This is a genomic window from Paenibacillus sp. D51F (assembly GCF_053345695.1).
Window position 1 is genome coordinate 119,745 of sequence record NZ_JBKFAO010000006.1, and the last position, 25,542, is coordinate 145,286.

27 protein-coding genes are annotated in these 25,542 nt (G+C 60.1%); 18 read left to right on the plus strand and 9 right to left on the minus strand.

Annotation, left to right across the window (positions count from 1 at the left end; translation table 11 throughout):
* Positions 1-32 precede the first annotated feature (32 nt).
* Positions 33-1,793 carry a glycoside hydrolase family 2 protein gene (locus ACLBWT_RS12920; protein ID WP_447663511.1) on the plus strand — a complete coding sequence of 587 codons (1,761 nt, stop codon included), beginning with the start codon at positions 33-35 and terminating at the stop codon, positions 1,791-1,793.
* A 111-nt stretch (positions 1,794-1,904) separates the two neighbouring features.
* On the opposite strand, the gene ACLBWT_RS12925 is transcribed toward ACLBWT_RS12920, so the two are convergent.
* Positions 1,905-2,117, minus strand: a complete 213-nt coding sequence (locus ACLBWT_RS12925; protein WP_447663512.1) for a hypothetical protein — start codon at positions 2,115-2,117, stop codon at positions 1,905-1,907.
* A gap of 66 nt (positions 2,118-2,183) precedes the next feature.
* Positions 2,184-3,386, minus strand: a complete 1,203-nt coding sequence (locus ACLBWT_RS12930) for a stalk domain-containing protein (protein ID WP_447663513.1) — start codon at positions 3,384-3,386, stop codon at positions 2,184-2,186.
* Between the two features lie 178 nt (positions 3,387-3,564).
* On the opposite strand from ACLBWT_RS12930, the gene ACLBWT_RS12935 reads away from it, so the two are divergent.
* The 5 genes from ACLBWT_RS12935 to ACLBWT_RS12955 all read left to right on the plus strand — a co-directional run bounded on the left by ACLBWT_RS12935 (position 3,565) and on the right by ACLBWT_RS12955 (position 8,114).
* Complete coding sequence (locus ACLBWT_RS12935) at positions 3,565-4,224, plus strand: helix-turn-helix transcriptional regulator (RefSeq protein WP_447663514.1); 660 nt, start codon at positions 3,565-3,567, stop codon at positions 4,222-4,224.
* The gene (locus ACLBWT_RS12940) at positions 4,224-5,546 is read left to right on the plus strand and encodes an alanine racemase (protein WP_447663515.1); all 1,323 of its coding nucleotides are present in this window, start codon (positions 4,224-4,226) and stop codon (positions 5,544-5,546) included. Before ACLBWT_RS12935 ends, ACLBWT_RS12940 begins: the two co-directional genes overlap by 1 nt.
* A gap of 18 nt (positions 5,547-5,564) precedes the next feature.
* Positions 5,565-7,184 (plus strand): N-acyl-D-amino-acid deacylase family protein, encoded by a 1,620-nt coding sequence (locus tag ACLBWT_RS12945; RefSeq protein ID WP_447663516.1) that lies wholly within the window; start codon positions 5,565-5,567, stop codon positions 7,182-7,184.
* Positions 7,185-7,274: 90 nt separating this feature from the next.
* Positions 7,275-7,739: a RidA family protein gene (locus ACLBWT_RS12950; protein WP_447663517.1), complete on the plus strand. Its 465-nt coding sequence runs from the start codon at positions 7,275-7,277 to the stop codon at positions 7,737-7,739.
* 201 nt (positions 7,740-7,940) lie between these two features.
* Positions 7,941-8,114: a hypothetical protein gene (locus ACLBWT_RS12955; protein WP_447663518.1), complete on the plus strand. Its 174-nt coding sequence runs from the start codon at positions 7,941-7,943 to the stop codon at positions 8,112-8,114.
* Between the two features lie 404 nt (positions 8,115-8,518).
* Here ACLBWT_RS12955 and ACLBWT_RS12960 read toward each other — a convergent pair whose 3' ends face one another.
* Positions 8,519-9,136 carry a TetR/AcrR family transcriptional regulator gene (locus tag ACLBWT_RS12960; protein ID WP_447663519.1) on the minus strand — a complete coding sequence of 206 codons (618 nt, stop codon included), beginning with the start codon at positions 9,134-9,136 and terminating at the stop codon, positions 8,519-8,521.
* A 411-nt stretch (positions 9,137-9,547) separates the two neighbouring features.
* Here ACLBWT_RS12960 and ACLBWT_RS12965 point away from each other — a divergent pair, with 411 nt between their 5' ends.
* Together ACLBWT_RS12965 and ACLBWT_RS12970 are read left to right on the plus strand one after the other, a co-directional pair.
* Positions 9,548-10,234 (plus strand): response regulator transcription factor, encoded by a 687-nt coding sequence (locus ACLBWT_RS12965; RefSeq protein ID WP_447663520.1) that lies wholly within the window; start codon positions 9,548-9,550, stop codon positions 10,232-10,234.
* On the plus strand, positions 10,231-11,625 hold the full coding sequence (locus ACLBWT_RS12970) for an ATP-binding protein (RefSeq protein ID WP_447663521.1): 1,395 nt from the start codon (positions 10,231-10,233) through the stop codon (positions 11,623-11,625). The genes ACLBWT_RS12965 and ACLBWT_RS12970 overlap by 4 nt, the downstream gene beginning before the upstream one ends.
* A 296-nt stretch (positions 11,626-11,921) precedes the next feature.
* Here the strand turns inward: ACLBWT_RS12970 and ACLBWT_RS12975 are convergent, their stop codons facing one another.
* Positions 11,922-13,784: an ABC transporter substrate-binding protein gene (locus ACLBWT_RS12975; protein ID WP_447663522.1), complete on the minus strand. Its 1,863-nt coding sequence runs from the start codon at positions 13,782-13,784 to the stop codon at positions 11,922-11,924.
* Between the two features lie 123 nt (positions 13,785-13,907).
* Between ACLBWT_RS12975 and ACLBWT_RS12980 the strand changes: the two genes are divergently transcribed.
* The 3 genes from ACLBWT_RS12980 to ACLBWT_RS12990 all read left to right on the plus strand — a co-directional run bounded on the left by ACLBWT_RS12980 (position 13,908) and on the right by ACLBWT_RS12990 (position 15,008).
* Complete coding sequence (locus ACLBWT_RS12980; protein ID WP_447663523.1) at positions 13,908-14,084, plus strand: hypothetical protein; 177 nt, start codon at positions 13,908-13,910, stop codon at positions 14,082-14,084.
* 271 nt (positions 14,085-14,355) lie between these two features.
* Positions 14,356-14,478: a hypothetical protein gene (locus ACLBWT_RS12985; protein WP_447663524.1), complete on the plus strand. Its 123-nt coding sequence runs from the start codon at positions 14,356-14,358 to the stop codon at positions 14,476-14,478.
* A gap of 80 nt (positions 14,479-14,558) precedes the next feature.
* A complete protein-coding gene (locus tag ACLBWT_RS12990) occupies positions 14,559-15,008 on the plus strand; it encodes a DinB family protein (protein WP_447663525.1) in 450 nt (149 codons plus the stop codon).
* Positions 15,009-15,154: 146 nt separating this feature from the next.
* Here the strand turns inward: ACLBWT_RS12990 and ACLBWT_RS12995 are convergent, their stop codons facing one another.
* Both ACLBWT_RS12995 and ACLBWT_RS13000 read right to left on the minus strand, forming a co-directional pair.
* Positions 15,155-16,447, minus strand: coding sequence for an MDR family MFS transporter (locus tag ACLBWT_RS12995; RefSeq protein WP_447663526.1), 1,293 nt, complete (start codon positions 16,445-16,447; stop codon positions 15,155-15,157).
* 141 nt (positions 16,448-16,588) lie between these two features.
* On the minus strand, positions 16,589-17,989 hold the full coding sequence (locus ACLBWT_RS13000) for an MDR family MFS transporter (RefSeq protein ID WP_447663527.1): 1,401 nt from the start codon (positions 17,987-17,989) through the stop codon (positions 16,589-16,591).
* A 138-nt stretch (positions 17,990-18,127) separates the two neighbouring features.
* On the opposite strand from ACLBWT_RS13000, the gene ACLBWT_RS13005 reads away from it, so the two are divergent.
* On the plus strand, positions 18,128-18,823 hold the full coding sequence (locus tag ACLBWT_RS13005; RefSeq protein WP_447663528.1) for a helix-turn-helix transcriptional regulator: 696 nt from the start codon (positions 18,128-18,130) through the stop codon (positions 18,821-18,823).
* Between the two features lie 247 nt (positions 18,824-19,070).
* Here the strand turns inward: ACLBWT_RS13005 and ACLBWT_RS13010 are convergent, their stop codons facing one another.
* Both ACLBWT_RS13010 and ACLBWT_RS13015 read right to left on the minus strand, forming a co-directional pair.
* Complete coding sequence (locus ACLBWT_RS13010) at positions 19,071-19,487, minus strand: ImmA/IrrE family metallo-endopeptidase (RefSeq protein ID WP_447663529.1); 417 nt, start codon at positions 19,485-19,487, stop codon at positions 19,071-19,073.
* Between the two features lie 19 nt (positions 19,488-19,506).
* Positions 19,507-19,935: a helix-turn-helix domain-containing protein gene (locus ACLBWT_RS13015; protein WP_447663530.1), complete on the minus strand. Its 429-nt coding sequence runs from the start codon at positions 19,933-19,935 to the stop codon at positions 19,507-19,509.
* 272 nt (positions 19,936-20,207) lie between these two features.
* Here ACLBWT_RS13015 and ACLBWT_RS13020 point away from each other — a divergent pair, with 272 nt between their 5' ends.
* On the plus strand, positions 20,208-20,504 hold the full coding sequence (locus ACLBWT_RS13020) for a hypothetical protein (RefSeq protein ID WP_447663531.1): 297 nt from the start codon (positions 20,208-20,210) through the stop codon (positions 20,502-20,504).
* A 5-nt stretch (positions 20,505-20,509) separates the two neighbouring features.
* Positions 20,510-20,917 (plus strand): phage holin, LLH family, encoded by a 408-nt coding sequence (locus ACLBWT_RS13025; protein ID WP_447663532.1) that lies wholly within the window; start codon positions 20,510-20,512, stop codon positions 20,915-20,917.
* A 113-nt stretch (positions 20,918-21,030) separates the two neighbouring features.
* On the opposite strand, the gene ACLBWT_RS13030 is transcribed toward ACLBWT_RS13025, so the two are convergent.
* Positions 21,031-21,762 carry an MBL fold metallo-hydrolase gene (locus ACLBWT_RS13030; RefSeq protein WP_447663533.1) on the minus strand — a complete coding sequence of 244 codons (732 nt, stop codon included), beginning with the start codon at positions 21,760-21,762 and terminating at the stop codon, positions 21,031-21,033.
* A gap of 494 nt (positions 21,763-22,256) precedes the next feature.
* Between ACLBWT_RS13030 and ACLBWT_RS13035 the strand changes: the two genes are divergently transcribed.
* The 4 genes from ACLBWT_RS13035 (at position 22,257) to ACLBWT_RS13050 (ending at position 25,490) form a co-directional block, all read left to right on the plus strand.
* Positions 22,257-22,577, plus strand: coding sequence for a transcriptional repressor (locus ACLBWT_RS13035; protein ID WP_447663534.1), 321 nt, complete (start codon positions 22,257-22,259; stop codon positions 22,575-22,577).
* Between the two features lie 351 nt (positions 22,578-22,928).
* On the plus strand, positions 22,929-23,720 hold the full coding sequence (locus ACLBWT_RS13040) for an AraC family transcriptional regulator (RefSeq protein ID WP_447663535.1): 792 nt from the start codon (positions 22,929-22,931) through the stop codon (positions 23,718-23,720).
* Positions 23,721-23,789: 69 nt separating this feature from the next.
* A complete protein-coding gene (locus ACLBWT_RS13045; RefSeq protein WP_447663536.1) occupies positions 23,790-24,065 on the plus strand; it encodes a GNAT family N-acetyltransferase in 276 nt (91 codons plus the stop codon).
* Positions 24,066-24,359: 294 nt separating this feature from the next.
* Complete coding sequence (locus tag ACLBWT_RS13050; RefSeq protein ID WP_447663537.1) at positions 24,360-25,490, plus strand: hypothetical protein; 1,131 nt, start codon at positions 24,360-24,362, stop codon at positions 25,488-25,490.
* The last annotated feature ends 52 nt before the right edge of the window (positions 25,491-25,542 follow it).

Sequence of the window (25,542 nt, forward strand, 5' to 3'; positions counted from 1 at the left end):
CCAGGCGCGTTAATGGAACGGAGAGAAGACAGATGACAACGAAAAGATACATCAAGGACTACCCGAGGCCGCAGTTCGTGCGGGACAACTGGATCAATCTGAACGGAGCCTGGCAGTTCGGCTTCGACGACGGCAACGAAGGAGAGCGGCTGGGCTGGCCGGAGCGGTTCGGCGGAGATCGGACGATTCAAGTGCCCTTCACCTACGAGACCAAGGCGAGCGGCATCGTCGACGAGTCCCATCATGCCTATGTCTGGTACAGCCGCGAGCTGGACGTTCCTGCCGAGGCGGAGGGCAAGCTGGCCCTGCTCCACTTCCAGGCGGTGGATTACAAGGCCAAGCTGTGGATCAACGGAAGCTATGTGGGAAGCCATCAAGGCGGTTACGCAGAGTTCCATTTCGATATCGCTCCTTATCTGAAGTATGGACAGAGCAACGTGATCACGGTGAAGGCGGAGGACAGCCTCGACGCTACCCAGCCGCGCGGCAAGCAGCGCTGGGTGAAGGACAGCTTCGAGTGCTTCTATGTCCAGACGACCGGCATCTGGCAGACGGTCTGGCTCGAGTACGTGGAGCCGTCCTATGTGGAGGCCGTCAAGATGACGCCGGATCTGGATGCGCGGTCCATGCGGTTCGAATACCAGGTGCAAGGAGCCGGAGCGGCGGACGATATCCGCCTCGAGACGCTCGTCAGCCTGAAAGGGAAGCCGGTCAAACAGGTGAGCCTCGCCATCGACCGTCCGTGGCTGCAGTTGGATGTCGACCTTGTCCATGAAGCCAACGGCCCCTGGAAGCACTGCCACTGGTCGCCTGCCCATCCGAATCTGTATGACGTCGAGTTTATCCTGTACAAAAACGGCGCCGAGGTCGACCATGTGTACGCCTATTTCGGCATGAGGAAAATCTCGATCGAAAAGGATCGCATCCTGCTGAACAACGCCCCGATCTACCAGAAGCTGATTCTGGATCAAGGCTACTGGCCGGATACGCATCTGACGCCGCCCTCCGAGGAAGCCATTCTCGAGGATATCGACAAGCTGCTGGAAATGGGGTACAACGGCGTCCGGAAGCATATGAAGGTGGAGGATGCGCGCTTCCTGTACTGGTGCGATGTAAAGGGAGTGCTCGTATGGTCGGAGATGGCCGCCACCTTCGAATTCAACGACCGGGCCGTGGAGAGGTTCACTCGGGAATGGATGGAGGTCGTCCGGCAGCAGTACAATCATCCTTCCATCGTGACGTGGGTGCCGTTCAATGAATCGTGGGGCGTCATGAACATCGCCAAGGATGTCCGGCAGCAGAAGTTCACGGAAGCGATCTACCATCTGACCAAGGCTTTCGATCCGAATCGTCCGGTCGTGTCCAACGATGGCTGGGAGCATACCGTATCCGACATTCTCACGCTGCACGACTATGTCGAGAGCGGGGAGGAGTTCCGCCGGCGCTATGCGGGCAAGGACGAGATCACCGGCAACATGCGCAGCTTCAACCATTGGAAATACGCGTTTGCGGACAGCTATGCTTACAAGGGCCAGCCAGTCATCGTCAGCGAATTCGGCGGCATCGCCTTCAAATCCGAGGAGGGATGGGGCTACGGCAATCAGGTCGGCTCGGAGGAAAGCTTCCTGGAGCGGTTCCGCAGCATCCATGAGGCCATCCAGCAGACGGAATATATCTCGGGCTACTGCTACACCCAGATCACGGATGTGCAGCAGGAGGTCAACGGCCTGCTGACGGAGGACCGCAAGCCGAAGATTCCGCTGGAGAAGATCAGGGAAATCAACGGCTCGTAAAAGAGGGGATAACGAATCGAAGAGTACCAAAGAAGCCGTCCAATGGGACGGCTTCTTTGGTGTTTTTGCGCAGCTCGGAGGTTCCGGGCAATCGGGAACACGCTCATGATTTCAGGTGGACTTCACGATAATAAAACTCGCTTTGACGGTGGTGCCTGCACGTGGCTGACTGAATACTTCCAGTTCTCCTCCTGCCATTTCAGTCCGTTCTCGAATGCTGGTAAGGCCAATGGAGTATCGGCCGCTCTGCTTTTTATCATAATGGAAACCCATTCCCCGATCGCTGATTTCCATGGATGCTTTGCCGGTTTCAAGCTCCAGCAATAGAGAGGCCTCGCTTATCCGCGCATGCTTGCTGATATTGAGCAGGTTGGCTATTTGCGTACTGTGCTACCTTACCTCTATGATCACTTCGGCCCAGGACGTGGCGGCGGCGCCGCCCGGGGCGGGGATATAATTCGGGCTGATGACCGAGATCAGGTACAGTCCCGGCTCCTTCAGCGTCACGCTGCCGGCGAAGGCTTGCTTGGAGATCGCGACCGTTTTCGTTTCCGTTTCCGTGTAGATTTTCGTAACGTCCTTGGCGTCCTTGTTGAACTTGGCGACCGAGAGCTTCAGGCTGTCAAAGCCGTCGAGCTTCAGCAGCTTGCCGGAAATGGCGACCGGCTTGCCCGCCGCGGCCTTCACATAGCCGGAGGATGGCTCCGACAGCGACAGATTCGGCGTCCCTTCTTCCGTATAGGAGACCGGGACGGAGGCGGGATCGGAGACGCTCCGGACGACGGAGATGGGGACGCTGCCGGCCGAAATGGCTCCTACGGTAAACAGGTTGGCGCCGGGGCGCAGCTTGACGGTGAAGGAGGCTCGATCGTAGACGCGTCCGTCCAGCTGGATGTCCTTGCCCGCCGATTCTCCGGTCGATCCGCCGCCACCGCCGGATCCTAGCGGTTGCATGACCTGCGGAGAATAAATACCTTTCTCATAGAGGACGTTGAAGGTCGTCTCGGAAGAATCCGTACTCCAGGACGGCTTCAGCTTCTCCAGAATTTTGCTGCTCCAGTTCAGCCGGACAATCCCTTCCGCATAGGAAGGACTGATGCCCATGTATTTGAGAGCGGCGACCGGAACGTAGGTGATGCCCTTGCTCAGAAATGGAGCCGGAGTCGCAGGGTCCGCGATGGTGTCGCCTTGCGGGCTGAATAGGCCTGCCTTGCCGATCCGGAAGACGAGCTCCTGCCAGTAGGACTGCAGCTCTTCCTTCATTTTGATCCGCACCTGCCCTTGCTTCGGCTCCCAGTCGACGGAAACCGCGGCGCCGGTCTGGCGCAGCGTTCTCAAAGGGATATAGATGCGGCCATTTGTATGGATCGGCTTGTCTGTCTCGATTTTGTTGCCGTCCAGGACGGCTCCCGAAGCGGATGCGGCGAACGAGAATTCATGCTTGTTCTTGTAGATTTTGACGACGTCGGGGACGGGAGCGAGCGGAGAAGATGCTGCGGCTTGGCTTGGCGCGGATCCCGTGAAGGCCAGCACGGCGGCAAGCAGGGCGGCGGAGGAAGCGAGTCTCCGTTTTTTGGAGAAGAGTCGGTTCATGGATAATCCTCCCTTTTCTAGTACTTCCATTCTGATTACCCGACGGGTTGGATTTCAAATTGGTTGCAAATCACGACATGAATAAAAGTGAGGAAACAGAAAAAAAGTTTGCTGTGAAGAAGGAGCGGGTGTAGGATAAGAGGCAAGAGAATTCAAGCGGTCATGAGGAGCGGTGGAAATGGAATCGGTATCGAAAATGCTGCCGCTGCTGCGGGAGCTGGCGCAAGGCATCGCGGCCCAGTTCGGAGAGCGCTGCGAGGTCGTCGTCCACGACTGGTCGCAGCCTTATGAGAGCACGATCGTGCATATCGAGCACGGCCATGTGACGGGGCGGAAGATCGGCGATCCCGGCACGAACCTCGGACTCGAGGTGATGAGAGGCACGTCGGAGGGCGGCCATCGGCAGAATTACGTCACCCGGACCAAGGACGGCCGGCTGCTGAGATCCACTTCGATTTATTTGAAAAATGACGCAGGAACAGCGATCGGAGCCCTGTGCATCAACTTCGACATCTCTGAGCTGCTCGCCGCCGAGAAGGCGCTGCAGGGGCTGGTCGGCATGCAGGAGCTGCAGCCGGTGCAGGAGTCGTTCGTCAGCAACGTCAGCGATCTGCTGGATTCGCTGATCCAGGAGGCGGAGGACGCCGTCGGACGGCCGCCTGCGCTCATGAGCCGCGAGGAGAGGATCCGGTTCATCGCGCTGCTGGACCGCAAAGGCGCGTTTCTGGTCAAGAAGGCGGGCGAGAAGGTATGCGCGTATCTGGGCATCTCCAAGTACACGCTGTACAGCGATCTGGAGGAAGCCAAGGCGACGGATGCGGAAGGGGAGCAGAACTGATGGGCGAGAAGGAACGGGAAGGGATGGAAGCGGGCGCTCCTGAGCGGGAAGAGGAGCGGTCGGGGCAGGAGGCTGCCGCTCAGGCGGTGATCGAAGCGTCGGAGGGGCCGATAGGGACCGGCGGAGGACCGCCAGCGGCGGAGCGGCTGGATGGCGGCGATATGCCGGAGCAAGCCGCCAAGGCAGCGCCCGAGAGCGGCTGTCTGCCTGGCGGGGAATTCGGCGATGAAGGGCCGCAGACTCCCTTCATTCTTATCCGCAGCGTGCGCGTGGACGCCAATATCGCGTCCATGGCGGAAGCGGCGGCGAAGCGGGGCGTGAAGCTGCGCCCGCATGTGAAGACGCACAAGCTGCCGGAGCTCGCGGCCCGGCAGCTTGCTGCGGGAGCCGTCGGCATCACCGCCGCCAAGTTGTCGGAGGCGGAGGTGATGGCGGATGGCGGGATCGGCGATATCTTCATCGCCTATCCCGTCATGGGTGCCGCCAAGGCGCGGCGCGCCGCGAGCCTCGCGCAGCGGTGCCGGCTCGCCGTCGGCGTCGACAGCGCCGCGGGAGCGCGGCATTTGTCGGCGGCCGCCGAGGCCGCCGGCATCGCGCTCGAGGTCCGTCTCGAGATCGAGAGCGGCCTCCGGCGCACGGGGGTCGCCCCGGAGGCGGCGCTGCCGCTGGCGCGGGAGATCGCAGCGATGCCCGGCCTGGAGCTGACGGGCATCTTCACGTACCGCGGCGCGATGCTCGGCGGGGCTCCGACGATGGATCTGCGGGCGGCCGGTCACGAGGAAGGCCGCATGATGGCTGCCGTCGCACAGGAGCTGCGCCGCGGAGGCGTGCCGATCCGCGACGTGAGCGTCGGTTCGACTCCGACGGCTGTCTATGCCGCCGAGATCGAGGGCGTCACGGAGATCCGGCCCGGCACGTACGTGTTCCATGACCGGATGCAGGCGGCCTTTGGCCTCTGCAAGCTGGACGATTGCGCGGCCGAGGTATGGGCGACGGTCGTCAGCCGTCCGGCGCCGGACCGCATCGTCATCGACGGAGGCAGCAAGACGTTCGCGACCGATGTGCAGCCGGGCAGCGCGCCGCTGCAGCTGCAGGGTTTCGGCCATGTCGTCGGCCTGCCGCATGCCGTGTTCGAGCGCATGAACGAGGAGCATGGCGTCATCCGGATTCGCCCGGAGGACGACTGCCAGCCGGGCGACCTGCTGCGCGTCGTCCCGAACCATATCTGCAGCACGGTGAATCTTCATTCCAGCGTGTACATCAGCGATAAGGACGGCGGGCTTCGGCAAGTTCCGGTCGCAGCGCGCGGTTGCATTCAATAGAAGGGAGCGAAAGGCGACATGCTGGATTTAGTGCTCAAAAACGGACGCATCGTGGACGGGAGCGGCAATCCGTGGTTCCGCGGCGACGTCGGCGTGAAAGATGGGATGATTGCCGCCGTCGGCCGCGTGGACGCGGAGGCGGCGCAGACGATCGACGTCCAGGGACGCGTCATTTCCCCCGGATTCATCGACGGCCACTGCCATTCGGATCTGATGATCCTCGACCATCCGCTCAGCGAGATCAAGCTCAGCCAGGGCGTCACAGCCGAGGTCGTCGGCAATTGCGGGCTCGCTCCGGCGCCGGTATTCCCGGACCGGGAGGAGCTGCTGCGCAGCTACATTTCCCCCGTCATCGGCAGTACCCGGCATGACTGGCAGTGGAATACGGTCGGCGAATATATGGACTACGTCGCCCGATCCGCTCCCGCCGAGCATATGGCGACCTATGTCGCCCACGGCGCCTTGCGGATCGCCGTCATGGGCTTCGACAACCGTCCGGCGACTGCCGCGGAGCTGCACCGGATGAAGGAGCTGCTGGAGGAAGGGCTGCGCGCTGGCGCCATCGGCTTGTCGATCGGCCTGCTCTACTCCCCCGGCAGCTATACGTCCAAGGAAGAGCTTGCGGAGCTGTGCACGGTGCTGCCCCGCTACGACGGCCTGCTGAGCACGCATATCCGCGGCGAGGGCAACAATCTGCTGCCTTCGGTGCGCGAGGTCATCTGGATCGCCGGGAAGGCGGGCATTCCGCTCCATATCAGCCATCTCAAGGCAGCCGGAAAAATCAACTGGGGCAAGGCTCTTGAAGCGATGGAGCTCGTGGAGGAAGCCCGCGCTCAAGGCATGGATGTGACCGTGGACGTGTACCCTTATTCGGCGGGATCGACATCGCTGACGACGATTCTGCCTCCATGGGTGCTGGAGGGAGGCATCCCGGGAGCGCTGGAAGCGTTCCGCGACCCCGTCCTGCGCCGACGCATCCGCGAGGAGCTCGGCCGGGAGCAGGACGACTGGGACAACCTCGTCTGCTCCACCGGCTGGCAGAGCGTGTTCGTCGCCTCGGCCAGCGGCGCCAACGCTGCCTTGGAGGGCAAGCATATCGAGGAGATCGCAGTCATGCGCGGCGTCCATCCCGCCGACTGCATGATGGATCTGCTGCTGGAAGAGGACGGCCAGGTGCCGATCGTTTACTTCCACATGTCGGATGACGACGTCCGCCAGGTCATCGCCTATCCCCGCTCCCTGATCGCCTCGGACAGCCTCACCTGCGAGACGGGCAAGCCGCATCCAAGGCTGTATGGAACGTTTCCCCGCGTTTTTGCCAAATACGTGCGCGAGGAGCGGGTGCTGACGCTGGAGGATGCGGTGCGCAAGCTGACCTCGTTCCCGGTGCAGCGCTTCCGTCTTGGCAAGCGGGGCCTTATCGTGCCCGATTATGCCGCCGACCTCGTCGTGTTCAATCCGGATACGATCCAGGATACCGCGACCTTTGCCGATCCCAAGCAGCAGCCGGAGGGCATCTCGCATGTCGTCGTCTCCGGGCGCGTCGCGATGCAGGACGGCGTGCATACCGGAGAGCGCGCCGGGGGCTTCCTCCGCGCAGCCTCATGCGCCTGCGGCAGCGGGCATGGCACGCACTGAAATGCCGGGCATTTCATGCGGGAGCGCCTGAGATGCAGACAGCATCGCCGCCCTGCCTTAAACAATTCCCAATCGAAAGGATCGATGAACATGTCTAAAATCGACCTACGCCTCGCCGAGCTCGGCATTACGCTTCCGGAGCTTCCGGCTCCGAAATTCTCCTACATACCGGTCAACCAGACCGGCAACCTGATCTACACGTCCGGCTTCGACTGCCGCATCGACGGCGTCCTCATGCATGAGGGCAAGGTCGGCTCCGACCTGACGATCCAGCAGGGCCAGGAAGCCGCGCGCCAGATCGTCATCAACCTGCTCGCTGCGATGAAGGCTTACCTTGGCGACCTTGACCGCGTCGTCAAGATCGTCAAGCTGCTCGGCTTCGTGAACAGCGCTCCAGGCTTCGGCGACCAGCCTTACGTCATGAACGCCGCTTCCGATCTGCTCATCGAGGTGTTCGGCGAGAACGGCCGCCATGCCCGCAGCGCTATCGGCACAAGCGACCTGCCGTTCCATACGCCCGTCGAGATCGAGCTCATCGCCGAGATACGCGAATAGAGCTTGTCGGGCGGTCAGGAGGCCTGCTTGTCCGCATGCTGATTGAAGGTCAATGAGGATGTCGTCCCATAAGTCATGAAAATGACTTTGGGGCATTCCTTCGCTTGTTCGCCTCAAAATAATCGATGGGCTGAATAATTCGCTCCAGCAATCGGGGAACCTATAGGGCAATCATTATGATTCCTTTGGAGGGCGACAAATATGTCAGGACGAAATAGCAAGCCGAAAAATTCAGGTCCCGCAGGGCATCCCGGAAGGCTGGATCAGTTCGGAGCCAAGCTGGGCTCCAGCAACGAGGCCGAATTCGCCGAGGCTCTGGGACAAGCATGCAGCACAGGAGAGAAAAACGATAAAGCTGAGAAGCATACGAAATAAATCCTTCCAAAAGCGCGCCGCAGTCCATCTGTGCCGCGCTTTTTCTTAGCTTCAGCTGTGGTTCGCTCCATGATTGATGCGTTATTCACCCAAGCAGGGCAGTTTTAAGCGAGTCTAAGCTCAGACTTTCCCTTCCGAGCAAAAAGTCGATTTCCTGGGAAATGACAGACGGAATGTCGAAGGAAGGCGTCTGTGGGTGCGGCCGCCGCAGGACGAATCCGTTGCTTCATGGCCGACGCCGAGCTGGTCATCGACGGCGGCTGGACGGCGCTCTAAGTCAAGGCAAAGAAAAAGGCTGGCCCCGATTACGAACCGTGATCGGGGCCAGCCTTTTTCTTGCAGTTTTAGGTCTACATGTGAATAAGGAGGACCGATCCGGTTCTCCTTGTTTTTATTGCAGATAATCAGGCCCGGGGCTTCTGCTGAGGCAGCACCTTATAGGGACCGAGTATGGACAGATTCATCAGCTGGGCGGCGATATCCCTTTCCTCGTATGGCATCCGCTTCTCGATCCACCAGATGACGACCTCGAGAATGGCGGCTTCCGCGTATTTGACGGCAACCTCGCGCCTGGCCGTGAGCAGGCTGTCGTCAGGCTGGGCGAAGGCCATTCCGTCCGACACGAAGTCGTGGATGACATTCAGCATTCCCGAAGCAAGCTGGGGCACGCGGTTGCGGACGAGCATGGCATTGTAGACGGAATATTGCTCGGCTATATGATGGAACAGCTTCACGAAGCTTGGATGAGGCTCGCCCCGGAGATAATCGAACCCTTCGTCATCGGCCTCGGAGGTAGAGACGGCATCCCGGAGCTCCTGTAGAAGCTCGCCGATATATTCATCCAGCAAAGCCTGCTTGTCCACGTAATGCAAATAGAATGTGGCTCGTTTGATTGTCGCCTGATCCGCTAGCTCCTGGACGGAGAAATTATCCACTCCATGCTTTTCCATGAGCTGGACGAGAGCTTCGCGCAGCAGCCGGCGTGTCCGCAGCACGCGCGGATCGGTTTTGCTAGGTGTCATGGGCGGATTCCTTTCTGCCAGCATTAATCTCTTGCAAGTATAGTATTTTGGCAGGCAAAGAGGAAGGATTTCGGCTATCGCGACGGTAAAGCCCCCGATTACCACCTTTAGTTGTGTTGCAGGCTGATCTACGGTTCAGCTGAGTGCAGGCGGTATGCTGGGAGCGATTGTTCTGCAGAGCGGCCAAGGCGCCGCCTTGACTCTGATCAAGATCGACAGTTGAGAAAAAGGAGCTGCCGCTCCATCTTCTCATGATTCCTGCAGGAGGCATTCTCGTATGATCAGGTCAGCCGGAACCTCTGGCTGGCCTTGTTTTGATCGGTCTAACGCTGAAGTTGAAATGGGAGCGTTCATCCGTCATGATACCAACAGTTGATCAAGCGGATTTCATCCGTCAGGAGGGCATGACTCATGCGAATCCATATTCTCGTCGCCGACGACGATCCCCATATCCGAGAGCTGCTGAGGCTCGTGCTGACGAGGGAGGGCTACGCCGTGAGCGAAGCCGCGGACGGACAGCAAGCAGTGTCCGTGCTGGAGGCCGAACAGGTGCATCTGGCCGTCGTCGACGTCATGATGCCCCTTAAGGACGGGCTGGAGCTTACGGAAGAGATCCGCCGGCAGTACGACTTGCCGGTTATTCTGCTTACTGCCAAGGGAACGATGGCGGATAAGGAAAAGGGCTTCGAAGCCGGAACGGACGATTATCTAGTGAAGCCGTTCGAGCCGCAGGAGCTGATGTTCAGGATCAAGGCGCTGCTGCGCCGGTACCGGATGGCCAGCTCGGAGGTCATCCGGCTGGGGGGAGTAACGATTGACCGAGGAAGCTACGAGGTCAATGCCGCAGGGCAGAGCATCGTCCTGCCGCTGCGCGAATTCCAGCTGCTGGCCCAACTGGCCAGCCAGCCGGGCCGCATCCATACCCGGGAGCAGCTCATCTCCATGATCTGGGGAACGGACTATGAGGGAGACAGCCGGACCGTGGACGTGCATGTGAAGCGCTTAAGGGAGAGATTCGAGCCTTATCGGGACGATTTCGTCATCACGACGATCCGCGGCCTCGGCTACAAGCTGGAGACCGGGGGCGGCCCATTGTGAAAAGCCTGTATTTCCGCATTGTCCTTACCTTTGTCCTGATCGCCCTGCTCAGCAGCATCGGAGGCATGCTGCTCACCAGCCTCTACTACGATTACCGGCTCAACGCCAATAATGAAGACAACATGGAGCAGGCGGCGGATCAAGTCAAGGCCATGCATGACGGAGCGCCGCAGGAGGATCTGCCGACGCTGCTCGGAGGCATCGCAGGCCTTGGCTACCAGCTGTATATGGTCGGTCCCTCAGGTGACAAGCACGCCTATGGGACTGCTTTCCGCCACGAGCGGTTTCCTTCCGCAGGCCAGGTGGAGAAGGTTCGGGAGGGGGGCGCTTACCATGGCATGTCGGAGGAGAACAGGCGCTTCAAGCTGTTCGCTTACTTCGAGAACAGCGCCCGCAATACGTATGGCTTCCCGCTGAAGACGGCGGAAGGAACGGCTGCCGTCTTCATCCGTCCCGATCTGGAGCGCCAGATCGGGGAAGTGCGCGTAATCGTGGCGGTGCTGCTCGTCAGCACGTTCGGCATCAGCCTGCTGCTGATCGCCGCCTTGAGCAGCCTCATCGTGCAGCCGGTGAAACGGCTGACGAGAGCGGCGCAGCGCATCGCCGGAGGCGATTACGAGGTGAGCATCGACACGTCCCGGCGCGATGAGATCGGCGAGCTCGGCCGCCGCTTCTCTACGATGGCGCGGTCGATCCGCGATCTGGACCGGATGCGCCAGGAGTTCGTGGCGAATGTGTCCCATGAATTCCAGTCTCCGCTGACGTCCATCCGGGGTTTTATCCGTACCCTTCTCGACAGCAAGCCGGCCCCGGATGCGCAGGAGACCCGGCGTTACCTGGCCGTCATCGACGAGGAGAGCCGGAGGCTGTCCTCGCTCAGCCGCCAGCTGCTCATGCTTGCCGACGTGGACCGGCAGGAACGGGTGCTGGACCGGCAGCCGTACCGGCTGGATGAGCAGCTTCGCCAAGCGCTCCTCATGATGGAGTGGCAATGGACAGACAAGGAGCTCCAGCTGGAGCTGGAGCTGCCCGAGACGACCGCGACCGCCGACCAGAGCCTGATGTACGAGGTGTGGCTGAATCTGATCGGCAATGCCGTCAAATTCACGGGCCGGGGAGGCGTGCTGGGCATCGAGCTCAGGCAAGAGGACGGCTTCTGGAGCGTATCGATCCGCGATACGGGACCGGGCATCGCGCCGGATGAGCTTTCCCGTATCTTCGAGCGGTTCCACAAAGCGGACAAATCGCGCCGCCATGATGGAGAAGGGGGCAGCGGAAGCGGACTCGGACTGTCGATCGTACAGCGGATCGTCACTTTGCACGGGGGCTCCGTGGAGGCGCAAAGCGAGCTCGGGCGGGGGACGGTCATGACGGTGCGGCTGCCGTTCTAGCGTTGCGTACAGCAGCTTCGGGGCCGAATGATTTCTCCAATCGGATTCCTCCTTCGGCAGAATGATGCCGCTAGCGTACCGACTTTTGGCTTATGCACCGGCCCATAGGCTTGCGTACCGGCCCCATAAGTAGCATGCCGGCCCATAGGTTTGCGTACCGGCCCCATATATTGCGTACCGGCCATAGCTTGAGTGACGGGCCAATAGGTTTTGTACCGGCCTTGCGCACCGCCCATAGCAGAAGACCCGTTCGTCATGGCGAACGGGTCTTCTGCTATGGAATTCTCTTGTCCGCCTCAGCTCAGGGAGCCGGACAGCTGCTTCCCTGCTTCCCTGCCTCCGCCGACAGCCAGGCAGCTCTCGAGCCAGACTTCCTTGAAGTCGATCCACCCGAGCGTATTCAGCCTGGCGCCTTGAACGCTAGGGTGCAGATAGGTCTGGAGCTGCTGATGATGAAGGAAGATCAGCGAAGCCTCGTCGCGCAGCTGCTCCTCGATCTGCCGCATGATCTGGCTGCGCTTCTCCGGCAGAGATTCGGCTAGGGCAGCATCTACGCGCTCGCGGATCCAGGACCTTCTCTCATCGTCGAAGTAGTTCGACAAGACGCAGCTTCCGTGCTCGTAGGCTTCGATTTCATCGACCTCGTCATCGGCAAGGACAAGGCCGAAAACCGTGACATCGGCTTCCGTCGTCCCCGTATTCCGGCAGGAAGCAGTCGGGCTCAGCCGCAGTTCGATCTCGATGCCCCATTCCCGGAGCCGCTCCTGGATCCACTGGACATCTTCGCCGTACTTGGGGTTGGCAGTCAGCTGCAGAGGAGCTCCGTCATACTCCGAATCCCGCAAAGCCGTGCGAATGCGCTCGGTCCGCGGCGGCTCGGGCGTGCGCGCCATGCTGACCTCGGGCAGAAAGCTGTAAGCCGGCAGCGCGCGGTCGCCCCCCAGATCGGCGACCATCCGCACGGGATCCAAAATCATTCTTACCGCTCTGCGGAAGGCTTCGGACTGCTGAGGACCGCTGCGGCGCAGATTCCAGGACAGGAGGGTGCAGCCGCGGCACAGCCTTTGCAGCGCGAGCCAGTCGGCCGTGGCGGAGGCATGCTCCCGCGCCCAGCTTTTCCCCGATCCTTCCCGCGGCCGGAAGATTTCGGGCGTGCCTTCGATCCGGGGCCGGAAGTCCTTCGGCATGATGACGATGTCCACACCGTCGAGGTAGGGCCTGCCCAGATGATAGGACGGATGGGCAGCGAGCTCCACGCAGCTGTCGCTGGCCTGGGTCATGCGGAAAGGTCCGCTGCCGGACGGCAGCTTCCAGAATGCCTGCTCGCTTCGGCCCCCGAAGCCGGCAGGCAGCAGGGAAGCTGCTGCGGCGCAGACGAACCGGCTGAAGATATGGTTCGGCTTGCGGAGGTGGAAGCGGACGACGCGCGGGCCGATCGTCTCGATCTCGTGCACGCCTCTCATCAGCCAGCCGTTGTCCGCAGAGGCTCGAAGCCGGTCGAAGGTGAACTTCACGTCGGCGGAGGTCAACTCCGGCCCGTGATGGAAGCGGATGCCTTTCTTGAGAAAGAACGTCCACTCCCTGGCGTCGTCGCTGGAGGTCCAGTGATGGGCGGCTCCAGGCAGCATGACCTGCTCGAGATCGTCGAACTGGAGGAGGCGGTCGTAGATCTGGCGGGCCAGATGACCGTCCAGGGCATAGTTGATCCGGGCCGGATCGAAGGTCTCGAAGGACGATACGACGGGAAAGCGCAGCGTATCCGCCGCATAGGCTCCTCCCTCGTCCTGTTCCTTGCGGTACCCGAAGATGCCCTCCAGCCAGGCCATGAATTCGGCCTTCTCGACTTCGCTTCCGTATCCTTCCATCAGCTCGAAGGCTTGCTTGTAATCGCCTTTGCCTGCATGGCTTCGCAGCAGCTCCAGCAGATAATCGCGCTTGTCGGCCAAGAAGGCGATCCGGGAGCGGTGGCCGCGGCCGCGGCCCGGCAGCCACCGGATCAGCCCCTCGCCTTCCAGCTTGCGAAGAATATGCTTGGCGTTGCGCGGGGTACAGAACAGCGCCGCGGCAATATCCTCGAGCGTCGCTTCGACCGGCAGGGCCGAGTCCTTATCACCCAAAAAACGGCCAAGCAGGGTCAAGTAGCGTTCCTGAGCATGCATTGAGGTTGGCCTCCTCTGCGGTGTGGATGTTCAAAAGGGGAAAAGTATTGAGGTGATTATACGCTTTTTAACCCTTTTTGCACAGAGCATAATAAAAGCAAGGAAGCCAAGGAGGAATGATGGATGATGGAAGAATACTTCATGGAAAAAATGGCGGAGCTGAAACAGTCGGAGATGAGGGGGGAGAGCCCGCTCCTGATGTGGGAAAAGATTGAAAAAGGGCCGGCAGCGGTACGGCGGCGGCCGATCAAAAGGACATGGCATGCATTGGCGATTTTCGGCGCCTTGATCCGGAAATGAAGGCGGCTGCCGCATCTGCAGCGGGCTGGCGCGCCTTTGTCGGAAGTCAGCATAGAGAAATCGTAAGCAAGTCTTCAGCCCTCCTGCCGGGCGCTCCGGTACAGGAGGGTTTTTGTCTGCTTGCAAAGGGGAAACGCCAAGGCGATCCTTTCCTCTTTTGGCGATCCGCATATTTAATAGATTCAAAGGCATCCATCCATGCCATGCTTCTCCGGCATCCATAGAGTAATAGAGCAGTCAAGGCTGCAACGTCGAAGGAGGCGTGATCGGAATGGATGTCATGACATGGCTGCCGCCGGCGCGTCTGCTGGCTTCGGCCGACCCCGTAGAGGGGACGGGCGTGTACTGGGCGCATGGGAGGGTGAATGCGGATCGGGCGGCATCGGAGGGATAGGGAGCTTTGCGGAGTGAAGGGACTGATGCCAGGCTGCCGAAGGCATGGTAGGATGGATGGAAAATGCCGGAGGGATCAGCATGGAAAAAGCATTGAAAAGACTGGAGGAGAGAGTGCGGGTGGTGCCCGGCCGAATTCGGAATCTTCCGCTTCATCAGCTCGAGAACAGGCCGGGGGCGGGCAAATGGTCCGGCAAGGAAATTCTGGGCCATTTGTGCGATTCGGCGCTTGCCAATATCCAGCGTTTCGTTCGGGCGCAGTACGAGCCTCAGCCGCATGAAATCCTCAGGTATGAGCAGGACAAGTGGGTAGCCATCATGGATTATCGGAACCAGCCTGTCGAGGATATCCTGAACCTGTGGACTTCGCTCAACCGGCAGGCCGCCGTTGTCGTCGCGGGGCTCGCCGAGGAGGAGCTGGGCAAGGAATGCTCCAGGGGCCAGGAGGGAAATGTCACGCTGGCTTGGCTGGTCGACGATTATATCGACCATCTGGATCATCATCTGGAGCAGATTTTTGCCCTCCATTGACTGCTTCAGGAGGCTTGTCCAACCATGAGACGCCAAAAAAACGGCCGCCCGTTTTTAATGGAGCCGTTTTTTTGGCTTGCCGTCGGTGCCTTCAAGGCGCCTCGCCGGCTTGTTTCTCCCGAAGCTTGCTGACGGCGGACATGTTCCTAAGGGACGATCGTTTTGCCGCTGGCATGCACGTCCGGGGATGGAGCGGCGCCGTCATGCCAGTCGAACATGATCTTGTACAGGACGGCCGCCGCGACGGCCAGCAGCGCCAGCAGAGTGAACGTCCACTCGAAGCCGATCAAGCCGCAGAGAGGAATGGACAGCGGAGCAAGCGTGCGCCCGATCGTGAAGCGGAGGCTGGACGCGGCGAAATACTGGCCTCTCATCCGTTCCGGCGCGAGCCTCGTCACGAACATCTGCTGCGGCCCTGCGCACATGAGCTCGGCCAGCGTGAAGACGACCATGACGCCGGCAAGGCTCCAGACGCCGCCCGCCTGGCTGAACAGCGCCATGGAGGCGGCGTAGCAGAGGGCGCCGCCGATGAAGATCCAGCGATCCTTCAGCAGCGAGGACCAGCGCGCGATGGCAACGGTGAAAAGGGCGACGAGAAGCCCGTTCTCCGAGACGAGCAGGCCGAACAGCCGCTCGCCGGTCAGCTTCAGATCCCAACTGCTCCATACGCTTGCGGAATGGACGGTCTCTTCCAGATAGACCGGAAGCAGCAGGTCAAGCTGCATGAAGGTCTGCGACAGCAGGATTCCGGCCGCGATGAACAGCAGGAACACCCGGTCGGAGCCGATGATGCGGTAATTGCGCAGCTGCGCCCGCATCGCCTCTTTCCAGGAAGAGGCAGGAGTCCCTTCTTCGGATGCCTGGGTCGGATTCGTTTCGCGCAGCCTGGCCGACAGGAGGACACCCATCGTGACGCAGACGGCGCTCGCGGCTGCGGGCATGGCGGCGGGATGGCCGACGTACAGCACGGAGCCGAGCAGCGGTCCGATGACGACGGCGATGTTGACGAACGTATAGAAGACGGCGAATACTTCCGAGCGGTGCTTCTCGGGCACGACGTCCGCCACCATCGCCTGGCTGGCCGGATAGTAGAACGAAGTGGCCACGCTGGCAATCGTGAAGCCGGCGAACGCCAGCGCCGGAACCGGCAGCCAGGAAGAGGAAGCGGCCGCGAAAATGCCGTAGCCGATCGCCTGGCCGGAGGCGGCGAAGACCATCATCCGCTTGCGGCCGTAGCGGTCGGTGAAGTAGCCTCCGAGCAGGTTGGCTACGACGGCGAGAGACTGCGACAGCACCATCAGCAGGCCTGCCGTGCCTTTGCCGAAGGCGCGGGCGAATACGATGGAGAGGAACGGGAAGAACGTCCAGAAAACGATGTTCAGGACGAACTCTCCCCCGAGCCGCAGTTTCAGGTTGGAATCCCAGTCGCGAAGTTTCATGATCGGCCTCCCTTCAAGACAGGCATGGCGGAGCTCCCGTTATCGGGTGGCGGACGCCATGCGCAGATCAGCAGGAAGCTTCGCTAGGGCATGGTTCTAGGGCAAGTCGGCCGCAAATGTCGTCATATAGCCCGACGGGATTCAGCCTTCCGCAGCGATCCGCCGATCTGTCTTGCGCCCGTAAGGAAGCAGGAACAGCATGAGCAGGTTGACGGCGGCGAAGCCGAGCAGCAGGATGAAGATCATGTGCAATCCGTTCTCAAGCTGGAGCGCGGTGCCGCCTTCCCGGTAAAAGCGGTTGAATACGAGGCCGAAAATCGCGACGCTGATCGTCTGGCCGAGCGCGTTCATGAGCGCATTGGTCGAGGTGGCGACACCTCTCGATTCCCAGCCGACCGAGTTCTGGACCGTGACCAGAATCGGGGTGTTCACGCAGCCCATGCCGAAGCCCATGACGCATAGAATGAAGATGAGATAGGCGAGCGGCGATGACGGCTGCAGGGCAAGCAGCAGCAGCGATCCGGCGGCGATCAGGATGACGCCTCCCGTGATGAACGGACGGGGACCGAGCCGATGCAGATAGCGGCCCGACAGATTGGAGGCGAGCGGCCAGGCGATCGACATCGGCATGAGCGCCAGGCCGGAGAAGGTGGCGGATTTGCCCAGCAGCATTTGAATCCAGAGCGGCGCGTAGATCGTCAGCCCGGATGATACGCTGAACATGAAGAAGCCCATGGTATAAGGCACGGAGCGTTTGCGGTCGGCCAGCAGCGCCAGCGGAAGCATCGGCTCGGCGGCTTTTTTCTCTACCTGAATGAAGACGATCAGGAAGAACGCCGCGGCAGCGAACATGCCCAGAATGAGCGGGGAGTCCCACGCGTAAGTCTCGCCGCCCGTCAGGAGGGCGAAGAGCAGCGCCGAGATGCTGACGGTGAAGGCGGCGGCGCCGGCATAATCGATTTTTTTGCCGCTGCGGCTTACCGTCTCCTTGAGGAAGCCGAATACGAGCGCGAACGAGATGATGCCGATCGGAACATTAATGAAGAAGATCCAGCGCCAGCTGATCTGGTCCACGAAATAGCCGCCTACAAGAGGCCCCAGAAGAGCGGCTACCGACCACACGGAGGCGAAAACGCCCTGGATCTTGCCTCGTTCCTCGCCCGGATACAGGTCTCCGGCGATCGTGAAAGCGACGGGAGAGAGGGCGCCTGCTCCGATCCCCTGGATGGCGCGGAACACGATGAGCTGCTCCATGCTGCCGGCCGCTCCGCATAGGACAGAGCCGAGCACGAAGAGCAGCAGCCCGATGGCGAAGATGCTCCTGCGGCCGAAAAGGTCGGCGAGCTTGCCGAAGATCGGCGTGGAGACGCATGTAGTGAGCGTGTAGATCGAGAAGATCCAGCTCAGCAGCGACAGGCCTTGCAGGTCGGCCGAGATGCTCTTGGTCGCGGTGCTGACGACTGTGGCGTCAAGCGCCCCGATGAACAGGCCGAGCAGCAAGCCTGCCGTCACGATTTTCCGATTCGTTTTGACGGGGGACACAGGCATCCCTCCTTAACGTAAGATGTCAGCTATGGAGCATCGTAACGGCTTTTCTTTGACTTTGTCAATGTATTTCTTTACTATATAAGTACTACGCTGGACGCACGGCAAGAAGACCGGCAAAAGGGGGAGAAGCAGATGTCACCGTCCGACAACAAGCAAGAAGGCGCGAGCGCCACCCGCACCCGCAGAACGATCATCAACCTGCTCAAGCAGCACGGGCCTCTGGACGCCGGCACGCTGGCAGGCATGCTCGGCGTCTCCGGCATGGCCGTGCGCCAGCATCTGTACGGATTGCAGAACGAGGCGTTGATCACCTTCGAGGAGGAGCCCCGCGCGATGGGACGGCCCGCCAAGCTGTGGAGCCTGACGGCGGAGGCCAACCGGCTCTTCCCGGCCGGATATGCGGAGCTGACCATCGGGCTTATGGATTCCGTTCGCGAGACATTCGGCGAGGAAGGGCTGGAGAAGCTGCTCTCCGTCCGCAACGGCAAGCAGATCGCCTTCTACTCCTTGCCTCCAGGCGAGGACGGAACGGAGCCGGCGCTTGAGGACAAGCTGCGGCGGCTGACCGAAGCCCGCACGGCCGAGGGTTATATGGCGGAATACGAACGGCAGGCGGACGGAACGTATCTGTTCACGGAGAAGCACTGTCCCATCTGCGACGCCGCCGCGGCCTGCGCCAGCCTGTGCCGTTATGAGACGGGCATGATCGGCAGCGTGCTCGGCGAGGGCGTCGAGGTCGAGCGTACGGAGCATATGCTCTCCGGGGGACGCCGCTGCGTCTACCGGATTGCAGACACGGGAAGAGCGGGCGGAGCAACCGCTCGTTAAGAATGAAACGATTGAAAAACACGAAACGCCTCTTGCGGGCGTGAAGGGCGTCCAAGAGGGACGGGCCTTTGCGGCGAGAGGCGTTTTTTTGTTTGCGTGCTCACCCTCTGCGGCGATGCTTGAAAGGGAGCAGGGGAGCAGGGGAGCAGGGGAGAAGGGGAGCAAGAGAGCAAGAGAGCAAGCAGGGACAGCGCTGCCCAATTCGCTATAATGCTCCGGAACTGCTCCTTGTAAGTGGAGTCGCCTGCTACCAGAAATGCTTGTCCATGCCGGAGGGAATGCCGCAGCGCCGCAAAAAAGATTCGAGCTGCTCTCCCTCCTCCGGACGTTCCCCGCAGGTCAGAAGCTTCACGGCGAACTCATTGGCTTCCCGTTCGTATCGGGACAGGACGAAGCGGGTGCGGAGCGTGATGAAGGAATGGCTGAAGCCCTTGTGAAGGAGCATATGGCCGAGTTCATGGGCGCAGACGAACACAGCCTCAGCTTCCGTCAGACGATCGGACAGCACGATGAACCGGCGTCGGAACGCATGCTGGCAAAAGCCTTTCATTCCGGAAGGAAGCGGATGCCGTAGAACGGAGATCCCCATTTCTTCGGACAGCCGGAAGGGGCAGGTCACGCCGTATGTGCGGTACAGGTTGCGCGTCCGCTGCCTTAAGTTCATTATGCGCGTGGCTCCTTTCTCAAGCTTGGTCTTGAGTACCCGGGCCGGCGCCGCCTGAGCCGGCTTTCCTCCGCGCCTCCTTGTTCAGCCGCTTGGCCTCCCAGGCGATCGATTCCATGAGCTCCAGCATCTTCTGCCGGTCATCTTCCGAGAATTCATGGCCGTCAAAATAAAGGACCTCGGGCATCTGGATGAATTTCTTGATGTCGCGGCGGTCTCTCATCGTCCCCCAGGAAGGAACCGGAGCCATGGCTTCCTGCTCCAGCAGGAAGTCGGGGCTGACCTCGAAAAAGCCGGACAGCTTGATCAGCATGTCCAGCCTGGGCTTCGCCAGTCCGTTCTCCCAGGCGTTATAGCGGGCCCGCTTGATGCCGAGGCGGGCTGCGAGCTCATATTGGGTCCATCCCCGCTCCTCGCGCAGCCGGAGCAGAATGCTTGCGATCGACATCGGAGGGAGCCTCCTTTCTGAAATTCCAAATCTTGACGGGAATACGAATGGCTGTCTATAATTAAAACACGAACACATGTTCTTGTAAAGTCGACATCAAAAGGAAGAGGACGATCCTTGCCGAATTGGATAAATTAATTATCTAAACAGCTTATCTCTATCGGGAAAGGGGGAGATGCCGCCTGACATTCGGAGAGAAAGAAGGGAAATGGGAGGAGGGAGAGTAGTTAATACAGAATTCCAATCCAGCCTTTTGAGGGAGGTAGACTCACATGGAAACGGGACAGCTGGAGATGTTGGAGCAGACAGCCCAAGTTGCGGATAAATACGGCCTTTCCGCCGTTTTGCTGCTGATTCTGCTTGGGACGGTATTCCATTTGGTGAAGCTTATCGTAACGGGAGCTCTTGTGCCGAGGGAAAGGCTGGACCGCGCCGAGGAGGAGCGGGACAGGCTCCAGGCGATATTGGACAAGGAAAGGGAGGGGATGATGAGGCCCTTGCTTGCGCAAGGCAGCAATGAAAGGACGGAGGGCGTCCTGGTATCTTCCATCAGCAAAGGAGAACGATGATGAAATTGTCAGATGCATGGCAGCACTGGGCCGGCTTCATGGCCGATCTGGCAGCAGTCTTGCTGTCGCTGACGGCGGCTGCGCTGATTCCCATCCTCAGCGTCAGGGCGCTCCTGTACTTGACCGCCAGACGCAACGATCACCAGCGGGAAACGCTGCATCGCATCGCATCCGAGGCGGCGGCTCTGGCTGAAGCGGCGTTTGCGGGCGGGAACGGTCCGCGCAAGCTGTCGCTCGCGATCGGCTACACCCAGGAACAATGCGCCGGAAGCGGCATAACGGCTTCAGCGGATACGATTCGCGCCGCTATTGAGAAGGCGGTCATGGATTACAACGCCATGGTGAAGCCTTGGTCGGGACTTCCGGCTCCCGGAACGATAGTCAAGCCCAAGGGGGAAAGCTACAGCCAGTAATAAGAAGCGGCTGCTTAGCAGGAGCTGTTTTGCATGCATATCCGAAAAGCATACCCGCAGAAGAAAAAGGGGCGGCGGCAGCGCATGAAGCGCTGCAGCCACCCCTTTTGCATTCAGTCGCGCAGCCCTTCCGCTGCTATTTCCGCGATCCGTGCGGGAATTCCTTCTTTCTCATACAAGCCGCCGTGATAACAAAGGACGCGCAGGACGGGCAGCTCCGCGAGCTTGAGCAAGGAGCGGAGCGCTTCAGGCATATCCGGCGTGACGGGCTCGCCCGGTCCGACCAGCTCCCCGTTCACGACTCGCAAGGCGTCGGCGGCGATGAGCAGCCCCTCTTTTTCCACGAAGAGGGAAATGTGTCCCGGCGTATGGCCCGGCGTGTGGATGATCCGAATCCCGCCCTGCAGAGGGAGCCTTTCGCCGTCGACGACGAGGCGGTTGACGTGGCCGCGCGGAGGGTTCGCGAGCAGGGCCTCGAGCTGCTCCGGCGGCATCGCCTTGGACAGACGTTCGCGGTTGAGCTTGATGAGCGGCAGCTCGCCCTCGATATAAGGGCGCTCCTCGGCATGCGCGTATACTTCCAAATGCGGAGTGCATGTCTGAAGATCGTGCAGCGAGCCGATATGGTCGATGTCCTGATGGGTCACGATGACCCGCTTGACGTCGGATACGCTCAGCCCTTCGGCTTCGATGGCTCGGACCAGCAGCTCGTATTGCCCGATCATGCCGGTATCCATCAGCGTTGCGCCGTCCTCGTCCTGGAGCAGAACAGGGTGAATGGCGCTCTCGGGCTGGCCTTCCCGCATGGGAATGACCAGCGCCGAGATGCGGTCGGTCAGTTTCATTTCTACTCTCCTCTCGCGGGATGCGATCCTTCGGATCCTCTCCTGCCTATTATTTAGGACTAAACTATATCGCTATTACAGCTAGTGTAGCGTCAGGAACACCTCAAAATCAAGCGGCCTGCTCCTCGCCGGACGGCTCTGGAGTCGAGGACAGCGTATAGCCGGAGACTGTAGGCGACAAGCCGATGACCAGGATGACGGCTGGCCCGCTGCCATATTTGCATACGCGATTTTCGTGCCGACTTTTGAAGTCAGGGAAGGCATGGTCGTTCTCCTTTCGGTCTAAGCCGCGTATTGGTTTCCTTTGGGCTGACGGCTCCATTTCGGCCTCTATATGGACGACGAACGGTATGGCGGACAATCGACATCAGCAAGAACGTTTCATAAAAAAACTTTTGGCGTCTGTTATTTGCGCGGCAAGAGGTTGAAAATCATTCTCACTTATATTATAATTATTATAAATTAGTATTAATTATATTTAAGGAGTTGACCTGATGATGAAACGTCTGTCTGTCTCTTTGCTTGGAAATCCAGCCGTCATGCCGCCCGGATTTCAAGAAGCGCTGCGTCTGCTGGAGAGGAAGGGAATTGCACTGACGGCCGCCAGGTACGATCTCTTGCACTGCATATATAGGTCGGATGCCAGTGTCTCGGTGGAGGAGCTTGTGGATATTCTGTCCGGCAGCCACCGCATGCTTGGAGCGACGATGGTCTACAGCTATCTGCGCGTCTTCAAGCGGCTCGGTCTCGTGCGGGAGCTCGACGCCCGCTTCAGCGCCCGCCGCTACGAAGCCGTCAGGACTCTGGCGGTATAACGGCTCGGGAGTCTGAAGCTTGAGGAAATCGCTTCCTGCTCAAGAAGAATAAGGGCGGCCCCGGTGCGTGAAGCGCTCCCAACTGTGACAGCTGCGTGAAGCTTTTCGCAACCTGCAATCTTTCCCCGGCTACGGATCGTAAAGGAAAACAAGGCGCGTTCCTCTTGCAGGAAGACGCTGGAAAAGATCCTGTGACGGGGCTTTTCTCTAATTGACATTGAGAATGATTATCAATTATGATGAAAGAACAATCGGCATCGTCTTCCCGGACCGTCGCCCGGCGGAGATGAGCGCTGGGCTGCCCGGCGACTACGGGACGGCAGGAAAGGACGGTGGAGGCTCATGAGCGGAGTGGAGAGATATAGACTGGATGCGCAGGTGCCTCATACACTGGATGATTTGTGGTTCAAGCTGCGGGATGCCGCTCCATGCGGCATTGAAGTGGATAACGGCAGGCTGAAGCCGGAGTGGGAAGGAGACTTCAGGCTGATCGCCCTGACGGCGGGAGCCGGCAGGCTTGTAGCGGGGGAACGCAGCCTTCCGCTGCGCGCGGGATCGGTGTACATCAGCTTTCCGGGCGAGCCGCTCCGGGCAACGGCCGATTCGGCGCATCGGATGGAGATGTTCATCTTCCGGTTCACGGTCATGAAGGATTCCGCGGCAGACAGAAGAGCAACGGAGTCCGTGCAGGATCCCTTTCCCCGTGTAGAGGAAGTAGCTGCCTATCCTGCCGTGGCGCTCACCTCCCTGTGCAAGTCCATCTGCGCCTGCTGGGGCAGTCTGGACATGCTGGAGAGATTCCGCGGGCAATCGGTGTTCGTCGATCTGCTGCATCGCCTGTTCAAGGAAGCCCAGTCGGGAACGGACCAGGAGCTGGATGCGGCGCTGGAAGTCGTCCGCACCTATATCGAGCAGCATTACGAGCAGGAGCTGACCGTGAAGAAGCTCGCCGAAATGTCGAGAATCAGCCCGCGGCATTTGATGCGCTTGTTCAAGGAGAATTACGGCGTCAGCATCAGCGATTATATCAAGGCGCTGAAAAATCCAGGGAAGCAGGCTGCCCCGGTCATGCCGCGCAGTGCGATCAAAGAGAAATTCCGCAGGCCGGAGCCGGCAGGAGCGAATTACCGGGCGGATGCTTAGTCCGGCCGATTCCGGGTAAAAATGAACGGGCAAGGCATTCTACGGTTACCCGGGAAGGGGGCGGCGCTCATGCCGCAGGATCAGCCGGTCAAGGAAGGCAACGGCTATGTCATTCGCCGCGAGGGCACGATCGCAGGAGAAATTACGTATATTCCGTCAGACGGAATATGGATCGTCAACCATACATTCGTGGATCCGGAATTCCGCGGGCAGCAGCTGGCTGGAAGCCTGCTTCAGGCTGTCGTCGACGACGCCAGAAAAGCCGGCGTCAAGATCGAGCCCGCATGCTCATATGCCGCTGCGCAGTTCAAGCGCCGCAAGGATTACGCCGACGTCCGCGCCTAAGAGCCCGCGGCATCGGCGGTGGATTTGTTCTCTGAGCGTGTGAGGCTTGGAGGATAGGAACTATCTTCGTCCGTAGATCAGCCTCTGCCTCCGGGCAGAGGCTGGTTGCGCTTGCGGTGCAACCAATTGCCTGCTGAGGGCGTCAAATAGGAGAGTCTAGTTGATTCTGCCAGTATCCGCATCTCGGTCCGGCTATGGTATAATACTAGGGAATCTGCCCTTATCCCTATGGGGCAGCCCCTTACCCCGTTCAGCGAGGCTGCTTACGGGAAGCAGAGAGGAAGGAACCTTTACATGGAAAATCAAACTTCCCCGCAAACACAAGCAGGGACATTAGAGCCTGGAATCGCCAATCTGTTGGCGGCAATTTCCGGCGAACTGGATCGTGAAGTAGAGAACGGCCTTCCGGGAGAAGAGGCGGAAGCGCTGCTCGGCATGCTTGGCGAAGCGCGGCAGGCGCTGGAAGCCGGCGAGCATGCGGCGGCGGAAGGGTTCCTGTCCTCCATGAAGGAACGCAAACCGGAGATGGCTCCTTTGCAGGGAGCCCTTGTATACACGATTATCGCGCAGCAGCAGTGGGACCGCGCCAAGGAGCAGGAAGAAGTGCTGCTTCAGATGGCTGCCAATCCGGAGCAAGCAGGCGACTTCCAGGGCATGGTGGCGAGCCAGCTGAGCGCGCTCGGCCATGACGGCCGCGCTGCCGAGAAGCTGGAAGCTCTGATTGCGAAGCTTCCGGGACGCGAGGCCGACTTCGTTCCGCTTCTCTCAGCCGTCTATGTGAGATTGGGACGCCAGGAAGAATCGTGGAGCATCATCGAGAAGGCTTTGCCGGAAGAAGGCCAGGAATCGATTGTCCATCTTCCTCTGGTCGTATCGGCCGTCAATCGTGTCATCGACCTCAAGAAGTGGGATGTGTGGGCCAAGATCCAGCTTCGCGTCCGCCGTTATCTGAAGTCGCTGACCGACGAGAACGAGCAGCTCCGCGCCCGCGTCGTGCTTCTCTTGGAATGCCAGGCCTACATGCAGGCGGGACGCTTCCGCGAAGCGGAAATCTACGCCGAGCTGGCATACGGCATGGACAGCCATAACGAAGAGGTCCGCGAGCTGCGCAAGCAGATGCAGGAGATGCATGGACTCAGCAAAGAGCTGGAAAAAATGCGCAAGGATGCCGGAATCCATCCGGGAATCGCCATCCGCAACATGGAGTGGTATTATGCCGAATTCAACGAGGAGGCGGCCGTCAGCCTTCGCGCGAGCCTTCCGGAAGAAGTGCTTTCCCGCATCGATGCCGAGCCCGAGAAGCTGATGCACGGCATCCTGCAGCTCCGCTTCCGCTATCCGGCCTTCTACCGCCGCTACCAGGAAGAATGGCAGGAAGTATACAAGCAAAAGCAAGCCGAGCTGGGTCAGCCGGCTGGCAAATAACGGCAATCATTGCATAATCATGAACAGCAGCAATGAACGGCATTGAAGCCGT